Raw genomic sequence first — 18,487 nt, 5'->3', positions numbered from 1 at the left:
CGACGCGGTGGATGCGCTGGTGCGTGCAGCGCGGACGCCGGAGGCTGATCAGCAGGCGTTCAACATCGGTAGTGCCACGCCGATCACGGTGCTCGATGCCATCGCTGTCCTCGCTGATCAGGTGGGGGTTGACCGTAGGCAACTGTCGTACCTGCATCGATCCTCGACCCAAGTGTACGGCGCAAACCACGACGAACCGGTGGTGCGGATCCCCGACATCTCCAAGGCCCGCCGTGTACTCGGATGGGAACCGACCACGGCCTTGGATGAGGGTGCTGCCGCGGTGCTGGAGTGGGTGAACCGCCATGATTGGTGGACCCAGGACGAGGCGGATCTGTCGTGACGTCGGCACCGATGACCGCGGGACAACGACACCGAAGCGAGCCTGTGTGGGATCTGTTGCCCGAGGAACCGCAGTCGCTGGATGCCCTCCTCGACCACTTGCCGCTCGCTGGCCGTGCCGGCCTCATGGGCGGCGGATCGAACGCGAGAGTGCACGAATTCGAGTACGCGGGCCGCGGATACGTGCTGAAGTTCGTCCGCGCGGGGACCGAACTGGTCGACGGCCATGACGCGGCCAGCCTCGGCCGCAAGGCCGACCAGGTCGAGCTGATCCACGATGGGTGTCCTCGGCTGGCCGCCAGGATCGTGGCTCCACTTCTGGTGTATCGCGGGCAGGACGGTTCCGCGCTGCTGATGCCGCGTGAGACCGGCGTCCCGCTGCTGGAAGTTCTGGAGAATTCCGGCGATCATGCGCGGTTCTTCGATGCGTTGGCGCCGATCCTGACTGATCTCATCGACCACGGATACACGGCTTCGGTCATCGCAGCCGAGCCGGGCACCTTCAGCCGCCTGCATATCGATCGCGTCGAACGCCGTCTGGGCGTTGTTCGGGCCAACCTCGATGCGGACCTGCTCGACGGCAGTGTGCGGATAAACGGTCGCCGCTGTCGGAGTCTGGAAGAGCTGCTGGGCGGCCTGCGTTCCCGGCCCGCCTTGCTCGCGGCCCTCGACGCACCGGCACTGCACTTCCCTATACACGGAGATCTCAACGCGGGCAACGTGTTCAGACGCACCGGCCGCGGTGAGGGCGGGTACTTCCTGCTCGACCCGCGCGGGGTGACCGAGCATTGGGACGCGATGTACGACATGGGCAAACTGTTGTTCTCGCTGGCCGGTTTGCACACCGGGATGCGGTCGGGCTTCGAGGTTCGACGTCGGCCCGGCGCGGTCGAGGTCGACGTGCGGTCGGGCCAGACGGCTGTGTTCGAGTCGGCGGCCGACCGCTTCACGACATTTCTGGCCGGCCTGCCCGCGTTCGGCCGGCTGATCGAAGGAGACCCGCATTGGCTGTTACGTCTGCACATGAGCACCGCGATGCACATGCTCGCCGAGGTCGCCTGCCGGTTCTCCGACACCAAGCGGGACCAGGCGGTGCGCGAGGAGCTGGCCACGGGCCTGTACGCGATGGGCATCCTGAGCGCGGCGCGACTACTCGAACACGACGACGCCGAGTTGCTGCGCGGACCGGTGGCGCGTCCGAGATGGCGCCGCGCCCGATAGTCACTTTCCCTGATGGGTGCAGCAGGTGATACTCACAGGCGTCCAGATCCAGGCGGAAGTAGAGCAGGGGCGGGTGGTGATCGACCCTTTCACCCCGTCACGCATCGAACCGAACAGCTACGGTTTCGCGCTCGGCGCGACCTTGTTGACCTACACCGATACCGAGTTGGATGCTCGGCGGCGGCCGTCGGTGGAGGCCACCCCGATCCCTGGTGACGGGATGGTGCTCGAACCCGGACGGCTGTATCTGGGTGAGACCGCGGAAGTGATGGGAAGCCCCGTGTACGCATCCACTCTGCACGCCAACCGGTCGACCGCGTCGATGGGGATGTGGATCCAGTTCAGCGCCGATCTGGGCCACACCGGTGCGGTGATTCCGTGGACGCTGGAAATTCGAGTGGCGCACCGATTGGTCGTGGTGCCGGGGATGCCCATCGGCAAGATCGCGTTCTGGTCGACGCTGGGCCCGCCGATGGTCTACAGCGGCCGCTATGCCGGTTCGACCGGTGTATGCCCGTCCGGTCTGTCCACCGACTTCTCTCTACCTCAGGAACCGTCATGATCCTCACCGGCCCACAGATCCACGCCGCTCGCGCGCAAGGGCAGATCGTCATCGACCCGTTCGAGCCGGGATCGGTGAACCCGAACAGCTACAACTTCCGGCTCGGGCCGACCTTGCACGTCTACCGGTGTGAGGTCTTCGATCCGAGGGTCGAACCCGAGGTGGAGGCGATCACGATCCCGGAGCAGGGATTCGTGCTCGAGGCCAGTCGCCTGTATCTGGCGGCGAGCCTGGAAGTGATGGGCAGCGACTTCTTCGTGCCGACGTTCACCGCCCGGTCCTCGGTGGCGCGATTGGGGCTGTTCATCAACTTGTCGGCGACCCTGGGCGACATCGGTTTCCTGGGGCAGTGGACGCTGCAACTGTTCGCCGCGCAACCGATTCGGATCTATCCGGGTATGAAGATCGGGCAGATCAGTTGGTGGCAGCCGGTCGGGGAGATCGCTCTCTATGCAGGCAAGTACCAGCACAGCCAGGGACCAGCGGCGACACGGATCTATCGTGACTTCGCGCCGGCCTAGCGGCGTTCTCACCCCAGCGCGGTGCGCGCTGGATCCGGCGGCCGGCGGCAAGGGCCGCAATCTCGCTCGCGCCGCGCAGATCGTGCGGGTGCCGCCGTTCGTCGTGGTTCCCACCGACTGGTTCGCCACAGCGGTCGATTCCCGGGTCTGCGACCTCGAACAGGTTTGGCGCAGGCTGGGCGCGCGCGGCGCCGCGGGTCTCGGAGACGCCGTGGCCGAGATCGGCGACCTGCTCGACGGTGTCGGGCTGACCGCGGCGATGCGCGACGAACTCGACGCGGCGATCGGGCGGGAGGTAGGCCAGGCGGGGCGGTTCGCGGTGCGCTCGTCGGCGGGCACCGAGGACGGAGGGTCGGCCAGCGAGGCGGGGGCATACGAATCGCTGCTCGATATCTCGTGCGAGGCGCTGCCCGGCGCGGTGGCTCGCTGTTGGGCTTCCTATTTCGGCGAACGCGCATTGGCGTTGCGGTTGTCGCTGCGTAGGCCGTGGCGGCCCCCGGCGATGGCGGTGGTTGTGCAGCAGATGGTGGCCGCGGAATCGGCCGGGGTGGCGTTCAGTCGCGGCCCCGGCGCGGTGATCGTCGAAAGCGTCGACGGGCCTGCCGAATCGCTGGTCAGCGGTGCCGCGATCCCGCTGCGCACCACGATCACCGCCTCGGCGCGCAGCCATCCCGCCCAACCGTGGCAGTCCCGGCTCGTGAGCGCGGTGGCCGCGCTGCGTGAGCACATGGGTTGGGAAGTCGACGTCGAATGGGTGTGGGCCGGCGAGGAGCTGCACGTGGTCCAGGTCCGGCCGGTGACCGCCGCCCCCGCCCCGATAGTCCTCGACGCGAGGACTATCGATCGACCGATCGTGCGCACGCGCGGTATCTACAGTGACGAGGACACCGCCGGATTCACCGGACTCGGCGCGGTCGAACGGGTCTTCGGGCACTACCGGCGTAAACGCAAAGCGCTGCAAGACGAGGCCGAGCGGCACGGCTGCGCCGCGGGCCTCGCACTGGCAGTGCAATTCAACTCTCACGGTCTCGGCTCTCCGGCTTGGACAGGGCTGCTCGGTCGATTCACCGGGCAGGTGGTCGTGGACGCCAGCGACGAGATCCGCCAGATCATCGTCGACGTCGACGACCTCACCACGACTTTGGTCGAGCTGTATCCGAGCACACCGCCGGGACAGGTGCACACCGTGCTGGTGCGGGAATTCATCACCGGCAGCGCCGGAGCATTGTCGCGAATCGGTGACGGGACGCTCCACGTGGAATTCAGCACCGCGGGCCTGCTGGCCGTCAACCGCGGACTCGCACCAACCCGGCATCTGAGCGCTGCCGCCGATGGGACCGTTTCCGCGAAGATGCCGCCCGGCTGGACCACGGACACCGTTGCGCGAATGCGAGCTCTCACAGAGTCGTTCACCCGACGGTATCCGGATGTGGTGATCGAGTGGACCATCGCCGGGGGGCGTCCGCACGCGATCGACTTCTCCCGACTCGGCGAGGCAGTGCAGGCGTGGTCGCCGGACCAGCGGGCCGGCGCGCTGAGCCGCGGTAGTTGCGTGGGCCCGGCGGTGGTGATCGATGACCGGCAGGCCGAGGCCTTGGCCGCGGCCAGCATCGCACCGATCATCTCGGTGTCGGACCCGATTCCCGCCGACGCGCACCGCCACATCAGCGACCTGCACGCGAGGATCCTCGCCGCGCCCGCACCGCCGGTCGTGGTGGTCGAGCACCCATACGCCATCTTGGCCGTACTCATCGGCTCGGTCGCCGGGTTCGTGTTCAGCAGCGAAGCCTCACTGCTGTGCCACCTGATGATCCTGCTGCGTGAGCACCGGGTTCCCGCGGTCGCTGCGCCCGGTGTGGACATCGCCGACAGCCAGATCGTGCACCTGCTCGACGACGGAACTTTGCAACTGGAAGGAACGTGATGATCACTGCCCTGAGACCGGCCCCGCGGATCGCGTTGGTCGGCTTCACCGGTGCCGGCAAGACCACCCTCGCCGGCGCTCTCACCGAGGTTCTCCGCGCACAGGGCGTGCCGTCTGCTGTGCTGAAACTGGCTGCGCCGCTGTATGACTTGCAGCGCCGCTACCACACACTCGCCGGAATCGAGGCCGCCGACGGCGCCCAGGACCAGCAACTGCTGCACCGTATCGCCACCGACTTGCGGGGTCTGTCAGCCACCGCGCTGGTTGACCGATTCCGCGCAGAGCTGGCCCGGATCCCCGAAGGGACCGCGGTCATCAACGATGACCTGCGAGACGCCGAGATCGACGCGCCCGGCCTGCGAGCCGCCGGGTTCGTGTTGGTCCGGGTGCATTGCGAGGAGTCGATCCGGTCCTCCCGGCTGGCCGGCCGGGAGGACCGGACACGCCTGGACGAACGAGCGGTCTTCGGTCCCGCCCTGGCGGCGATGCGCTTCGACCACGAGATCGACACCTCCTCCACCGACCCACAGTCCTGCGCACAGCAGTTGCTCGAGGCGATCGCGACGCCGCTCGCGCGCGCCACGGCCACCGCCCGCGCGGCGTCGACCGGGCTGTCCGGCGTGCACGACACCAGCCATGTCTGGGGCCAGTACCTCGAGGTGGGGTTGAACCCGGTGACGCTGCTGCGCGAGATCCTGGTCTACCCAGGCGGGCGGACCTCGATTCACCGGCACGCACAGGCCACCGAGCTCAACGTCATCACCGCGGGAGCGGTCAGGTTGTTCGTCGGCGACGATCCGGATGATCTCACCGAGTACGTGCGCGGCGAAGGCGACGTGATCAACGTTCCGGCCGGGCGGTGGCACGGGGTCGCCTTCGAGCGCGGCGAGAGCCCGACGCAGCCGTGCGCGCGGTTCATCGAATTCGTCCACACCTATCGATCCGCTGATGACATCGAACGATTCGCCCCCGCGATCGGCGGCCAGCGTCCCGCCGACGCGCACCATGGTTTCAGCGGCTGGATCGCCACTTCGGTCTGACGACAACGCGGTAGCCAAGGCACGGGCGAGACGAGGGGACAGCGGCAGTGGAGTACCGATTTCTCGGCAATACTGGGGTCGCGGTGTCGGCGGTGTGTCTGGGCACCGTGAACTTCGGGTGGACGGCGCCGACCGAGCAGTGCCGGGCGGTGCTGGACCGGTTTCACCAGTCGGGTGGCACCTTCATCGACACCGCCGATGTCTACACCCGCCAGGGCACCGGAGTCGGCACGGCGGAAACAGTTCTCGGCCAATGGATGACCGACCGGGGTGTCCGTGACGAGATCGTGGTGGCGACCAAGGTCGGGGGCCGGATGTTCGCCGAGCCCACCTCGGGCGGGTTGAACCGCCGACACATCCTGCGCGCGGTGGAGGCCAGCCTGCGCCGACTCGATACCGATCGGATCGACCTGTACCAGGCGCACTGGGCCGACACGAACACCGCGATCGAGGAAACGCTATCGGTGATGGGGGAACTGGTCACCGCCGGCAAGATCCGCTACTTCGGCCTGTCGAACTTCTCGCCCTGGCGGCTCACCGAGGCGATCCACCTCGGACGGTCGCCCGGCCACACCCCGGTAGTGACCTACCAGGGGCGATACAGCCTGATCCAGCGCGAGGAGTTCGAGTGCTGGTACGCGCCGCTACTGAATGCCCACCGGCTCGGTTTTCTGGCCTACAGCCCGCTCGCCGCCGGACTGCTCACCGGCAAATACCAGCGCGGACAGCCACTACCGGCGCAGGCAGCCCGCCGAGACCAACTCGCGCCACTGCTGACCGAACCGAACTTCGCCATCCTCGACGCGGTCGGTGAGATCGCCGAGCAACACGGGTGTGCACCGGCGACGGTGGCGCTGGCCTGGCTGTTGAGCAGCACCCAGGCCGTGGTGCCGGTCGTCAGCGCCAACACCATCGAGCAACTGGATCAACTCCTCGCCGCCGCGACATTGCCTCTGGACCCAGCACAGGCCCAGCGCCTCGAGGAGGTGTCGCAATGGCCGAAACCACCACGGTGGGATTCGAGATGGTGACCGGCGTGGTTTCCCGCCCACCGGTCGACGACCGAAAGGAGCATTCGCCGCGATGATGCAATCCGAGGCCGATACCCAACAGGGCTTTCGCCGCGAATTCCTCTGGCGTTTCAGCAAATACATTCTCGACGAGTCGGATCTGATCTGGGTGCAACAGCATGAGGCCCTGCTACGTCGCATCGCGGTGGAACCGATGTTCCCGGTCCTGCGCTACGTCTGGAACCATCTGTCGGCCAACGTCATCCGGCTCGAACAGCACTGCCCAGGCCTCGCACCGATCGCCGAGGCGATCGACCAGTACTGCCAGTTGCACCGCGCGACCTGGCACAAGGCGATCGCCGCCCAGGATGAATTGTTCGCCGCGTTCACCGCCGCAGGGATACAGCCGCTGGCCATCAAGGGCGCCGCGGCCCGCGCAGTCACCCCAGTACCGCAGGCGATGACCGACCTCGACATTCTGACCTGCGATCTCGACCAGACCTGGCAGGTCATCGACGTCGCCGAACAGCTCGGCTACCCCCTGCACAAGGTCAAACTCCGTCACCTGCCGAACCAGGTCGTGGGGCACGTGCGCTACCACGGCTACGCCAACCTCTACCGCTGCGAGGACGGCGGCGACTACACCCAAGCCCACTGGGATCTGGGGCGCGTCCGAACCCTGGATCTGCACATCGGACGGTTCTACGGACCCGGTGAGGGAGTGCTGGTCACCGATCTGTGGCAGCGTGCGACCAGCCGCGCCGTCGGCGCGCATCAAGTCCTCGTGCCGTGCCTGGAAGACATGGTAGTGATCGAGATGCTTCACCTGGTGCGCCACGGCACACTGTCGATGGGCACCCTCAACCGGATCTGCCAGCTACTCACCGAGAACACCCTGGATCCGAGCTACCTGAGCACCCAACTCCAGGCCAACGCCCTGGCGCCGATGACCCATGCAGCACTGCGCGCGATCCGCGGCACCTTCCCGCACGCCGCGGCCGCCGCACACGAACTACAAGCCCACCTGCCGGCCCCGCCACCGGCACTGCGGTGGGCCGTCGACGCTGTCGCCGGAATGCGGCGCGTCGAACGCTACGGCGCGGGCTCACCGGCGTCGGTAGCACTGCAAACGGCCTACGTGTACGCCAGTACCCGCGATCAGGTCGGCCGGAAGCTACCAGTCGATGTCGGGGCCGTGGCGTTCACGCGCATGTTCCGCAACCGGCGCATCTACCCCCGCGCCCACCAGCGCTGGAACGACCGACGACTGGGCTGGCCCAGCTCACAACGCACCGCAGTGATGATGACGCGTCTGGACCGCACGCGCTGGAATCCTCCTGCCACCGCGCCCGCCACCTCCCGAACCGACAGCGCGCGACGCTGGATCGGCACCACGACGGTGCTCGTCGACGAACACCAGCCGACCCAGACCATGCTGACCCCGATCGGGGCGTTCACCGCCAGTCAGTACGACGGCAACCTCACCACAGCTGAGACAACCGCGTGCCTGGTCCGCGCTGAGCAGACCCGCACCGAACTCGGCGCGGATTCCTCCCAGATCAACTGATCCCTGCACCGTCAACATGCGGTGGAAACCGAAGCCGCACAACGAAAGAAGGACGAAAATGACACCCTCATCGGCCAATCTGCCCCGGCACATCATGGTCACAGGCGGCTGCGGGTACATCGGATCGGCATTGGTGCCGCACCTGCTGCAGCAGCCCGAGGTCGACAAGATCGTCATCGTCGACAACCTCGCCAAGGGCCGCCTCGAATCCGTGTCCTACCTGTTCGACCGCTACCCCGGCCGCGTGCAGTTCGTGCGCACTGATATCCGTCGCCCCGACCAGATGGATACCGCGGTCGAGCTGCACGGGGTGCCCGAGGCGATCGTGCACCTGGCGGGCACGATCGACGCCGCGAGCTCGCTGGATGAGGACAAGCGGATCCTGTGCGAGCAGGTCAACCATGAAGCCACCGTCGCGCTCGCCGAGCGCGCCGTGGGATGGGGCGTGTCTACCCTGGTCGCGCACTCCTCGACCAGTGTGTACGGCCACGGCGGCCTCGACGTCCTCGACGAGGACTCACCCTGCGACCCGGTCACCCCCTACGGCAAAACCAAGTACGCCAGCGAAAGAATCCTCGGTCTGAGCAGCGATGACACCAGGATTGTGGTGTTCCGGCCGGCGTCGGTGTTCGGGTGGGCGCCGGGATACCGCTACGAGGTTGCGGTCAACCTACTCGCGCTCTACGCACACGTCGGTGTCCCGCTGACGGTGTACCGGACTGCCGAAACCGAGAACCGCCCGTACCTGGCGATCGATGACTGTGTCGCCAGCCTGGACATGGCGCTGCGCGCACCGCAGCCACTGGCGGGTCAGGTGTGGAACACGGTGTCGTTCAACGCCACCTTCGCCGAGATCCTCGAGGTGATCAAAGAGTTGTACCCCTCGGCGGCGGTGCGTTACACCAACGCCGAGCTCGTCAACCAGATCAGCTTCACCGTCTCCGGCCAGCGCCTCTACGACCAGGGATTCACCCCCACCGGGGACCTGCGCGCGGCACTGTCGGGAGTCCGGGACCAGTTGAACAACCTCGCGGAGTTGAACGCAGGATGGCTTGACGGACGGATCGGGTGATCCGATGAGAATTCTGCTGCTCGGCGCAACAGGTCTGCTCGGCGGCGTGCTCTATCAGCACCTGAACCGCACCCATGACGTGGTCGGTACGACCACCCGGCCCGTGGCCGGGCTGCACCGGCTCGACATCACCGACCGGTCCGCGGTGAACCGGATCAGGCCGGCAACGTTCGATACGATCGTGCACTGCGCGGGCCTGGTCGACCTATACCGCGCCGAGCAGGACCCGGCCCTCGCCGAAGCCGTGCACGTGAAAGCCACCGAGCATCTGCTCACCACCACCTCGGCGAAGATCGTGTACTTCTCCACCGACAACGTCTTTTCCGGGACAGCGGCAAGCTACACCGAGTCCGACCCCGCCGGGCCGATCAGCGTGTACGGGCGCACAAAACTGGCTGCCGAGCAGATCGTCCTGAATCACGGCGGCAATTGTGTGATCCGGCTACCCATGCTGTTCGGGATGAGTCCGTGGTCGAAGAAATTCCTCGACCGATTCCGCAAACCACGCACACCGGCGGCCACCGACGTGGTGACCAATCCGGTGTACCTGCCCGACATCGCCGCCAACCTGCCGTTGCTGTGGTCCATGTCGGGGCTGGTGCATTTCGGCGGCGCCACGACAGCATCGCGGCTCGAGATCATGGACACCGTCCGCCGCGGCCTCGGGTTGAGGACTCGCGTGGAGGCGGTAGGCAATCGGGAGTTCGATCCCGATGCGCTGCGCCCACCTCGGCTGGTGCTCGCCAGCCAGCGCCATTCGCTGATCGGACGTCCTCTCGAGGACGCGGTGAAAGATATGGCCGAGCATGTCTAGGCCGAACGCAGCACCGGTCTCGGTCGTGCTGGTTCGCCACGCCCAGCCGGTCATCCCCTTGATCGGCGGGCCGGACGACCATCAGCGACCGCTGGTCGAGCAGGGGTGGCGGCAGGCCGAGGCATTGGTGGAAATCTTGAGCCGCCCCCGACCCGTGGTGATTATGTCGAGTCCCTACCTGCGCGCTGTCCAGACAGTCCAACCACTGGCGCAAGCACTCGACATGCCGGTCCACACCCGTCATGAGCTGCGTGAATGGGAATCCGGACTGCCACTGACACCGCACTCGGAACACTTCTATGCCCAGAGCTGGGCAGACTCTGGCCATACCCATTCGGATGGGGAGAGCTTGGACCAGCTCACTACCCGGGCGAAGCAGGCAGTGACAGCTGCGGCGAGAGAGCGCCGTGGCGGCGTGGTCGTGATCGCCAGCCACGGCACCTTCATCTCCCGAGCCCTGGTCGGGCTCGGGGTAGCCCAGGTGGACTGGCCGTTCAGCCGCGTGATGCCGATGCCGGCGGTCTATCGCCTCGAGGTCCATGGGAACCGGCTACGCGTTGAGGGCCCCGGCCTGGACGACACCGGTCACACCAGGTGCGGGAGCTACTGGTGATCGGCCTGCCTACGCTGTTCGAGCGCCGCACCGGCGAGGGAGACCGCCGCCCGGGCGGCGAGGAACACCGCCACGACCGGGGTCAAGACGATCCACGGACCGCCCTGGTTACGGTGCCGGAAAAACCTCAGCGCGCTCTTGTGGTGATTGATGATCTTGCGGTACGGCGCGCTCTTGGTCGAGCCGCCGACCTTGTGCATGATGGTTGCGGCCGGATCGAACACCACCCGCCATTTGTTGCGGTGCAGGCGCAGGCAGAAGTCGGTCTCCTCGAAATACATGAAGTAGCCCGCATCGAACCCGCCGACATCATCGAACGCCTCGCGGCGGATCATCATGCACGACCCCGAAACCCAATCGACGTCCTGCACTCGGCTGCGATCCAGATCGTCCATGAGGTAGAGACGAGTTGCCGGGTTGGACGGCCAAATCTTGCCCAGCAAAGCATGCAGCACGCCCACGCCCAGCGACGGGAACCGTCGCCCTGTCGGGTAGGCAGTTCCGTCCGGTTGCACGATGTTCGGGCCGACCGTGCCGATGCGGGGGTCGGCTTTGAGACGATCCACCAGCCTCTCGATAGACTTCGCCTCCAGCACGGTGTCCGGGTTCAGCTGAAACAGCCAGCGGCCCGACGCACGCGCCGCGCCCTGGTTGATCGCCGCAGACAAGCCCGGATTATCCGAGTTCGCGATGACCGTCGCACCGAAGCTTCGGGCGATCTCGATGCTGCTGTCCTTGGACGAGTTGTCGACGACTACAGTCTCGAGCGGGTAAGCGCCGGCCGCCTGCTTCAGCGAGGACAAGCATTCGGGCAGGTCATCGGCACTTTGATAGGTGACGAGCACCACCGAGACAAGGTCATCGGTCGGTGTCTTCGGGCCGGATTCCGGCATCCTTTGGCTCCCCATTCCGCGTCTGATCGCTATCCGCCACCGCTATCGCGGCGGAGGTTCCTCGTGCTTGCTGGTCGGCAGCAGACTATAGCCGACGGCAAGCCCGGCCGCAGGCGTGGCCACTAAATATGGCTTCACCTGAATGAATACTGAATCTATTGCCGTGCAGTGCTTTTCGTGACGATAGTGAGGACTCTATGGCAACGACGAATGCCTTCCGGCGCCCGCGTTCGACGGGCGGCTTTCGTCCCCGGGCCGCGATTGTCGACATGTTCGGCACATTGGTGAACTACAAGCACCGTGGACGGTCCTGGCGCGAAGTTCTCGCCGGCCACGGGATCGCACTCGACGACCGGATCGCCGCCAAGTACCTGAGTCAGGCCGCTGACGGCGGCGAGCACCTCGGCGCCTCGCGCTCGCGCGAGTCCTACACATCCTGGGAGAAAGCGCGCATTGCCGACATGATCCGAGCACACCACGTCGCCGGGGACATCAGCTCCCTCGTCGAAGAGGCGTACACGGAATGGTCGACATGGACGATGCAGCCCTATCCGGAGGTGCCGGAAGTTCTGGCCGCGCTACGCAACGACGGCATCACGGTCGTGGTGTGCACGAATTGGACATGGGACGTCGAATTGGCTCTCGATCAGGCTGGGCTATACGACCTCGTCGACGGTGTCGTGGTGTCGGCCCGGGTCGGAGCCCGTAAACCCCACCCCAGAGTGTTTCGTGCAGCTCTCGGCCTTGCTGACGCTGAACCTGACCGGTCAGCTGTCGCGGGCGACAACTGGACAGTCGATGTTCTCGGGGCTCTGGCGGGAGGCATGTCGGCTCTGCACATCGACCGACACCAGACAGCCGCACACCTGCTTCTACCCCCACATGCTCGACGCTCGTTGGACATGCGCAGCCTGCCGACGCTGATGAACGAACTTCCCTGGTAGATCCGTCATCATCTGGCCTCTTCCGGATTGCGGCCGCAGGCACGGATTTCGGCGTCATCGGCGACTACGTCATCACCCCGCCCGCCACCGACCTGCCCTGAACCCCTACTCGCCCCGAGGACAATGACACTGTGACCTCCACCGACACCACAACCACCACCGATCGCACCGACCTGCCCGACGGAGTGCGGATCGGTACCGGCTGCGATATCGCCGCCGACGTCGACTTCCTCGTCGACCCCGGCGCCACGATCACCGTCGGTGACCGGGTCAGCATCCGCCGCGGCACCACCCTGCAGGCCAACACCGGCGGGCACATCATCATCGGCGACGACGCCGCGATCGGTGAGAACGTCGTCATCTCCGCGATGAACATCATCCGAATCGGGCCTGGCGTCGGCATCTCGAACATGGTCGACATCCACGACCACAACCACCGCGCCCGCACCCACACCACCGTCACACCCGGCACGCCGATCACCCCGTGGGCCAGCGGCTCGAGGTCGCGCCCATCACCATCGGCGCCGGAGCGATCATCTCCAACAAGGTCACCATCTGCGCCGGGGTCACCATCGGCCAGAACACCCGCGTCGGCGCCAACGCCGTCGTCACCGCCAGCCTCCCGCCCAACACCACCGCCCTCGGCATCCCGGCACAGGTCACCGCCCGACACCCCGGCCCGCTCGACCTCACCCAACCCCGACCCAAGCTGCGGATCGGCTGGTTCGGCACCAGCCTCATGGAACACCTCGAGGCACACAATCCGCGCCTGCACACCCAAGCCGACCTGCCCGAAATCGGCGAACACATCGAGGTCACCGAACGCCGCCACCGCGGCTACGTCACAGCCCTGACCACCCACTGGCAAACCCACTACCCCTGGGTCACCATCACCTCCGACAACCACGGCGAAGGCGGCGCGACCTCCCGCGACGTCCTGGCCAACCTGCACACCGCCATCGACCGCGGCGACCGGTGGGACCTGACCGTGCTCGGCGTCGGCATCAACGACATCTGGCGCCACCACCAAGGCCGCCACAGCGAAGCCGTCGACCTCGCCGAGTACGAAACGAACCTGGTCACCATGCTGGAACTGCTCACCGACCGAGCACGGCAGGTCCTGGTGATCGGTGAACCGCCGATGGGCTGGGAACCCGGCATCGACGTGCCCACCACCAACACCGACCTGCTCACCTACAACGCCGCCGCCCGCCGCGGCCGCCGGCGCGCACTACATCGACCTGTGGGACCCGATCGTCCACACCGCCACCTGTTTCGGCTGGGACCCGAACAACCCGGCCGCCCCCGCGCCCGGGGCAGTGAGTGTGTGGAGCGACGGGGTCCACCTGTCCGAGCACGGCGACGAACTGCTGCGCCGAACCATCGCCGACTACATCACTGAGCACCGCCTGCTCGAGGACCTGCTCACTCACGACCGCCTCGACCGCGCCACCGCCCACCGCGTCTACACCCGGTGACCCCGGCCGCCGGGCCGCCGCGCAACTCGACGCACTGATGCGCACCTCGCGGCGGCCGCGGGTCGTCTTCTGCGACTGGCACGGTGTGCTCTCCCACAGCCTCTACTGGCGCACCATCACCGAAAACGCCGACCACCCAGCGTATTCGATCCTTCGCGACGAACTGAGTCGACTGTTCGCCACCGGCAACGCCGACGGCCGCGACTGGATGCGCAGACGGCTGAGCACCCACGAGATCCTCACCCGCGTCACCGAACACCACCCCCATCTCGACATCGATAACCTGTGCGCGCAACTCGCCGACGACATCACCGCCATGCCGGTCGACCAGCCCCTCCTGCATGCACTGGCACGAGCTCGCGACCAGGCAGCCATCGTTCTCGCCACCGACAACATCACCGACTTCGCCACCGCCTTCCACACCCACGCCACCATGCCCGGACCTACAGTCGACGACGTTGCGGCGACGCTGCGGGCCGCGGCTACCGGGTTCGACGCTCTGCTCTGCTCGAGTACCCTCGGCGTGTTCAAACGAGACGACCCGACCGAGTTCTTCGGACATGGCTCACCGCAGCCGGACTCACTTTCACCGACGCGCTGCTGATCGACGACCACCTCGACAACTGCCACGCCTTCGCCGCGCGGGGCGGCAGTACCCTGCTCGTCGAAGCCGGACAGGAGCTGTCCAGCGGCTGAGGTCTGGGTAACCAACCCCACGAGGCACAGTCAGACGTCGGTGTCGATGGTTTCGATGACCGGCAGCCACTTCACGGCGTTGTCCTTGCAGGACTGGTGCACCGGGATGAGACCGGTGTGGTCGTCGAGGGCCATCATCGTGATGCCCATGGCGTTGCCGTCCTCGTCGATCGCGGCGACGAGCGATCCACAAGTCGGGCAGAACCCGCGCTTGGTCGTAGGGTAAGTGTGGAACCACGACGGTTCACCGCCGTCGCTGGTCCAGGCGAACGTGGCGAGCGGGAAATCGACCCAGGCCGTGACCGGTCCACCGGCCAGCTTCTGGCAGTGCGGGCATGAGCACAGGTGCGGCCAGTTCGCCTCGCCTTCGGCGCGAAACCGGATCTGCCCGCACAGGCAGCCACCTTCATACATCGATGTTCACCTCTCTCTACTCGAAATTGATTGTCGACAAGTAGTTTTGGTTCGCGGGGCGACAGATCCAGCACAGCCCCGGCATCCCGGCGATCATCTGCATCAGATCAGAGCGCAATTCTCCGTGTGATGCGTCGGCGTCCGCGAGGATAATGGTATGGATCAACAGCTGTGGCGGTTGGCTGAGCACTACTGGGATACCGTGCTGGAGTTCGCGCCCACCACTGCGACCATGGTTGGGGATCACCGATTCGACGACTGTATCGAGGATGTGTCCGTCGAGTCGGAACAGCGTATGATGCGGGCGTGGCGGCGGATACAGCAGCAGGTCGAGGCGCTCGATAGCTCCCGTCTCGGTCCGGCTGATCAACTCACCCGTGACCTTCTGCTTGCCGATATCGATCGGGCGGTCACCGAACTGGAGTGGCGGCCGGTCGAACTGGGCGCCGGACAGATGGGCGGGGTACATGCTCGCCTGCTGACCAGCCTGTCCCAGATCGCAGCCCCGGACGCGAGCGCTGCCGATGCGCTGGTGCGACGGCATCGGCAGATCGGTGACTTGCTCGACGAGGCGGCACGACGCTTCCGTGACGGTCTCAGCGCCGGGCGGACCCCGGCACGTGTCACCATCGAGCGCTCCATCAACCAGATCGACTCCTACCTGGCCTCGGAGCTGTCCACCGACCCGTTCACCACCGTGACCGGTCCCGATGGATGGAAGGGGGAACCGGCCTGGCGCAACGAGTTGGCCGAGATCACGCGGGAGGTGGTCCGGCCGGCGTTTCACCGCTACCGCGACATGCTGGCCACTGAACTTCTCCCGCACAGCAGATCGGGGGAGCGGGCAGGTCTGTGCTGGCTCGGCGACGACGGTGTCGAGATCTATCAGCGCCTGGTCCGCTGCCACACCACCACGCCAGGGCTCGACGCCGACGATATCCATCAGGTCGGGTTGGCCGAACTCGACCAGCTCCGTGAGGAATACGCACAGGTAGGGCGTCGACAGTTCGGAACCACCGACACCGAGGTCATCTTCACCCGCCTGCGCCAGGACCCCGATCTGCGATATCGCGACGGTGCGGAGATACTGGCCCGCACCCACAGATATTTCGACGCCGCCACCGCAGCCGCGGGGCAATGGTTCGGACGGCTACCCACCCAGCCCTGCGAGATCGTCGCGGTCCCGGACTACCTGGCCGCGGATTCGCCCGCCGCCTATTACTATCCGCCCGCCGCCGACGGGGCGGCACCCGGCACCTATTACGTCAACCTGCACAACGCACAAGGCCAAGGTCGCTACGAGACCGCGGCGGTGGTCTTCCACGAAGCTGTGCCCGGCCATCATCTGCAACTCGCCCTGGCCGCAGAATCCACCGCCCTGCCACGGTTCCTGCGGCAGTCGTGGGCCAACACCGCCTTCGTCGAGGGCTGGGCGCTCTATGCGGAACGCCTCGCCCACGAGATGGGTCTCTACGGCGATGATCTCGATCTGCTGGGGATGCTGGCCGGTGACTCCCTGCGGAGCTGCCGCCTGGTCGTCGACACAGGACTACACGCCAAAGGGTGGTCCCGTCGGCAGGCGATCGACTTCATGACCACCCACACACCGAACAGCATCGAGGAGATCGCCATCGAAGTCGACCGCTATATCGACATCCCCGGCCAGGCCCTCGGATACAAACTCGGGCAACTCAAGATACAGCGCCAACGCGCCCGAACCAGCGAGCGCCTCGGACACCGCTTCGACCTACCCGCATTCCACGATGCCGTGCTGAGCGTGGGCGCGCTGACCCTACCCACGATCGCCGCGGTCGCCGACACCCTCTGATTCCGTCCTCGGCTCCGTGTATACGGCGTCGCGTCATTCGCATTTCACTGCCGATCACCGGGAGCCCGACGCTGCATCCACGGCGGTGACACCAGGACGAATACCCCCGAGGAATGGTCTCGTTCGCGCTGCCGCTGTTGGCGTTCGCGGCGGACGTCGCCGGCGAGGTCGTAGATGGTGTCCAGATCGGCATCGGTCCCGCCGAGGATCTCGACGTCGGAATATCCCTCCTCGACGTCGTAGTCGTGGAAGGCGATCTCTTCGGCGGCGTGACGAGGACATCCCGGATCGGTGACGATGGTCTCGTCGTCGTGGATCCGCACCCGGACCCGAACCGGGCCGCCACCGCAGGGAGAGTATCCCTCCCCGCGTCGGGATCTGTTCTCCCCGGCGCCGAGCAGACAGCTGCGGCTGTGGACTGCCTCCGCCGTTGTCGACAGGACCTCGGCCGCTTCCACCGCACGGCCGAGCTGATTCCGCAACTGGCCGTCTGTGATCCGGAGTAGCCCCCGCAGCGGCACGGTGATTTCGTAGAAGGCGCGGGCCACGGTGTGCCATTCTATGTAGGCGATCTCGGCGTCTTCCCGCACGCGCGCCAGGTGCTCGATCGCCTGCTGGACATTCGTACGGAACCGGTCGGGTTCCTCGCACTGCACGACCTGCTGGGGTTTGCCGTCGGGGCCGGGCACGGTCACCGGCCGCAATCGCGCTGACCTCAGCCTGCGTACGCGCGGCGTCAACACCTCGGCCGCGGCTACGACGTCGGCTTCGGTGGGGTCGTGCAGACCGACCGGATCGAGGTGCGCGGCGTCGCGGCGCCGTACGTATCGCAGCGCTCCGTCGATGTCGATCTTGGGCGGTCGCAGCCAGGCATGCAGGCGTGCCTGCTCGGTGAGTCCGTCGCCGTGGCGCTGGGCGGCGGTGAAGCTGAGCCCGGTCTCTTCGGCGATGCGACGGGTGCGTCGGCGCCGACGTGCGCTGCTGCTCTTGGGCATGGTCTCGTTCCCTCCGGCGCAGGTGCCCACGCCACCCCGCCGATGACGAAAACATGCATACGGACAGGGATATGAAGCTTCGCGGGTCCCGGGGAGGACCTTGGCCATCATTGTCGTGAACCGGCGTGAGCGGTGCGACTCCGGCGAGGAGCGTGCGCGTCCTGACTCCAGGCCTCAGCATAACCGCCCAGCCCGAGACGGTCCCGAGTTCGCCACGAACCGGACTGAGCGCGTCCTTTCCTCGGATGACCGCCGCTCCGCGGGCTCGGTGGCAGGCGGGCGGCGTCGGCTCGGCCGCAACCGCGACGACGACTTCGCTCAGCCACGACCAGGAAGATGGCGATGGCTCCCCGACACCAGGTCATGTCGGTGCAGGTCAGTCTCCGCGTGGCGGATTGGGTTCGGGGCGGCTGCGCCGGTCACTTCCAAGGTAGTCCGACCGCGGCCCGAGCAGGTAGATCCGCGTCGTTGTTCCACGGTCCCACACTGATTCTCGCCAGCGACGGCAGAGAGAACGAGATCGGCATCCTCTCGAGTTGTTTCGCCCCAATAT

At 66.5% G+C, this 18,487-nt stretch carries 19 protein-coding genes; 15 read left to right on the top strand and 4 right to left on the bottom strand.

Going from position 1 to position 18,487, the window contains the following annotated elements; genetic code table 11:
* The 11 genes from ON26_RS30920 to ON26_RS31970 form a co-directional block, all read left to right on the top strand.
* Positions 1-343, top strand: a 343-nt coding sequence (locus ON26_RS30920; protein ID WP_373280977.1) for an NAD-dependent epimerase/dehydratase family protein, incomplete at its 5' end; no start/stop codon positions are given.
* 149 nt (positions 344-492) lie between these two features.
* On the top strand, positions 493-1,563 hold the full coding sequence (locus ON26_RS30915; protein ID WP_157172099.1) for a hypothetical protein: 1,071 nt from the start codon (positions 493-495) through the stop codon (positions 1,561-1,563).
* A 25-nt stretch (positions 1,564-1,588) separates the two neighbouring features.
* Positions 1,589-2,125, top strand: a complete 537-nt coding sequence (locus ON26_RS30910) for a dCTP deaminase (protein WP_040801895.1) — start codon at positions 1,589-1,591, stop codon at positions 2,123-2,125.
* Positions 2,122-2,646 carry a dCTP deaminase gene (locus ON26_RS30905; RefSeq protein WP_040801825.1) on the top strand — a complete coding sequence of 175 codons (525 nt, stop codon included), beginning with the start codon at positions 2,122-2,124 and terminating at the stop codon, positions 2,644-2,646. Before ON26_RS30910 ends, ON26_RS30905 begins: the two co-directional genes overlap by 4 nt.
* Positions 2,627-4,570 (top strand): PEP/pyruvate-binding domain-containing protein, encoded by a 1,944-nt coding sequence (locus tag ON26_RS30900; protein ID WP_040801823.1) that lies wholly within the window; start codon positions 2,627-2,629, stop codon positions 4,568-4,570. Before ON26_RS30905 ends, ON26_RS30900 begins: the two co-directional genes overlap by 20 nt.
* Positions 4,570-5,610, top strand: coding sequence for a cupin domain-containing protein (locus tag ON26_RS31975; RefSeq protein ID WP_051028001.1), 1,041 nt, complete (start codon positions 4,570-4,572; stop codon positions 5,608-5,610). The genes ON26_RS30900 and ON26_RS31975 overlap by 1 nt, the downstream gene beginning before the upstream one ends.
* A gap of 92 nt (positions 5,611-5,702) precedes the next feature.
* Complete coding sequence (locus ON26_RS30890; RefSeq protein WP_157172098.1) at positions 5,703-6,641, top strand: aldo/keto reductase; 939 nt, start codon at positions 5,703-5,705, stop codon at positions 6,639-6,641.
* 52 nt (positions 6,642-6,693) lie between these two features.
* Positions 6,694-8,187: a nucleotidyltransferase family protein gene (locus ON26_RS30885; protein WP_040801819.1), complete on the top strand. Its 1,494-nt coding sequence runs from the start codon at positions 6,694-6,696 to the stop codon at positions 8,185-8,187.
* A 58-nt stretch (positions 8,188-8,245) separates the two neighbouring features.
* Positions 8,246-9,259: an NAD-dependent epimerase/dehydratase family protein gene (locus ON26_RS30880; RefSeq protein WP_040801817.1), complete on the top strand. Its 1,014-nt coding sequence runs from the start codon at positions 8,246-8,248 to the stop codon at positions 9,257-9,259.
* Between the two features lie 4 nt (positions 9,260-9,263).
* Entirely contained in the window at positions 9,264-10,073 is an 810-nt protein-coding gene (locus tag ON26_RS30875) for an SDR family oxidoreductase (protein WP_040801814.1), read from the top strand.
* Positions 10,066-10,686, top strand: coding sequence for a histidine phosphatase family protein (locus ON26_RS31970; RefSeq protein ID WP_083884502.1), 621 nt, complete (start codon positions 10,066-10,068; stop codon positions 10,684-10,686). Before ON26_RS30875 ends, ON26_RS31970 begins: the two co-directional genes overlap by 8 nt.
* Here the strand turns inward: ON26_RS31970 and ON26_RS30865 are convergent.
* Positions 10,677-11,579 (bottom strand): glycosyltransferase family 2 protein, encoded by a 903-nt coding sequence (locus ON26_RS30865; protein ID WP_051027993.1) that lies wholly within the window; start codon positions 11,577-11,579, stop codon positions 10,677-10,679. The genes ON26_RS31970 and ON26_RS30865 overlap by 10 nt on opposite strands.
* A gap of 197 nt (positions 11,580-11,776) precedes the next feature.
* On the opposite strand from ON26_RS30865, the gene ON26_RS31965 reads away from it, so the two are divergent.
* On the top strand, positions 11,777-12,523 hold the full coding sequence (locus ON26_RS31965) for an HAD family hydrolase (protein WP_083884501.1): 747 nt from the start codon (positions 11,777-11,779) through the stop codon (positions 12,521-12,523).
* Between the two features lie 8 nt (positions 12,524-12,531).
* Here ON26_RS31965 and ON26_RS31960 read toward each other — a convergent pair whose 3' ends face one another.
* On the bottom strand, positions 12,532-12,960 hold the full coding sequence (locus ON26_RS31960; RefSeq protein ID WP_157172097.1) for a hypothetical protein: 429 nt from the start codon (positions 12,958-12,960) through the stop codon (positions 12,532-12,534).
* 47 nt (positions 12,961-13,007) lie between these two features.
* On the opposite strand from ON26_RS31960, the gene ON26_RS33780 reads away from it, so the two are divergent.
* Both ON26_RS33780 and ON26_RS30850 read left to right on the top strand, forming a co-directional pair.
* A complete protein-coding gene (locus ON26_RS33780) occupies positions 13,008-13,925 on the top strand; it encodes a GDSL-type esterase/lipase family protein (RefSeq protein ID WP_051027987.1) in 918 nt (305 codons plus the stop codon).
* 113 nt (positions 13,926-14,038) lie between these two features.
* On the top strand, positions 14,039-14,605 hold the full coding sequence (locus ON26_RS30850; protein WP_040801811.1) for an HAD family hydrolase: 567 nt from the start codon (positions 14,039-14,041) through the stop codon (positions 14,603-14,605).
* Positions 14,606-14,727: 122 nt separating this feature from the next.
* On the opposite strand, the gene ON26_RS30845 is transcribed toward ON26_RS30850, so the two are convergent.
* Complete coding sequence (locus ON26_RS30845; protein WP_040801809.1) at positions 14,728-15,111, bottom strand: GFA family protein; 384 nt, start codon at positions 15,109-15,111, stop codon at positions 14,728-14,730.
* 157 nt (positions 15,112-15,268) lie between these two features.
* On the opposite strand from ON26_RS30845, the gene ON26_RS30840 reads away from it, so the two are divergent.
* On the top strand, positions 15,269-16,939 hold the full coding sequence (locus ON26_RS30840; protein WP_040801806.1) for a DUF885 domain-containing protein: 1,671 nt from the start codon (positions 15,269-15,271) through the stop codon (positions 16,937-16,939).
* 44 nt (positions 16,940-16,983) lie between these two features.
* Here ON26_RS30840 and ON26_RS30835 read toward each other — a convergent pair whose 3' ends face one another.
* Positions 16,984-17,934: a hypothetical protein gene (locus ON26_RS30835; protein WP_157172096.1), complete on the bottom strand. Its 951-nt coding sequence runs from the start codon at positions 17,932-17,934 to the stop codon at positions 16,984-16,986.
* Between the last annotated feature and the right edge of the window lie 553 nt (positions 17,935-18,487).

The organism is Nocardia higoensis NBRC 100133 (assembly GCF_000308595.1).
GTDB lineage: Bacteria > Actinomycetota > Actinomycetes > Mycobacteriales > Mycobacteriaceae > Nocardia > Nocardia higoensis.
The sequence above is the reverse complement of the archived record's forward strand: the minus strand, read 5'-3'. Positions and strand labels throughout refer to the sequence as shown.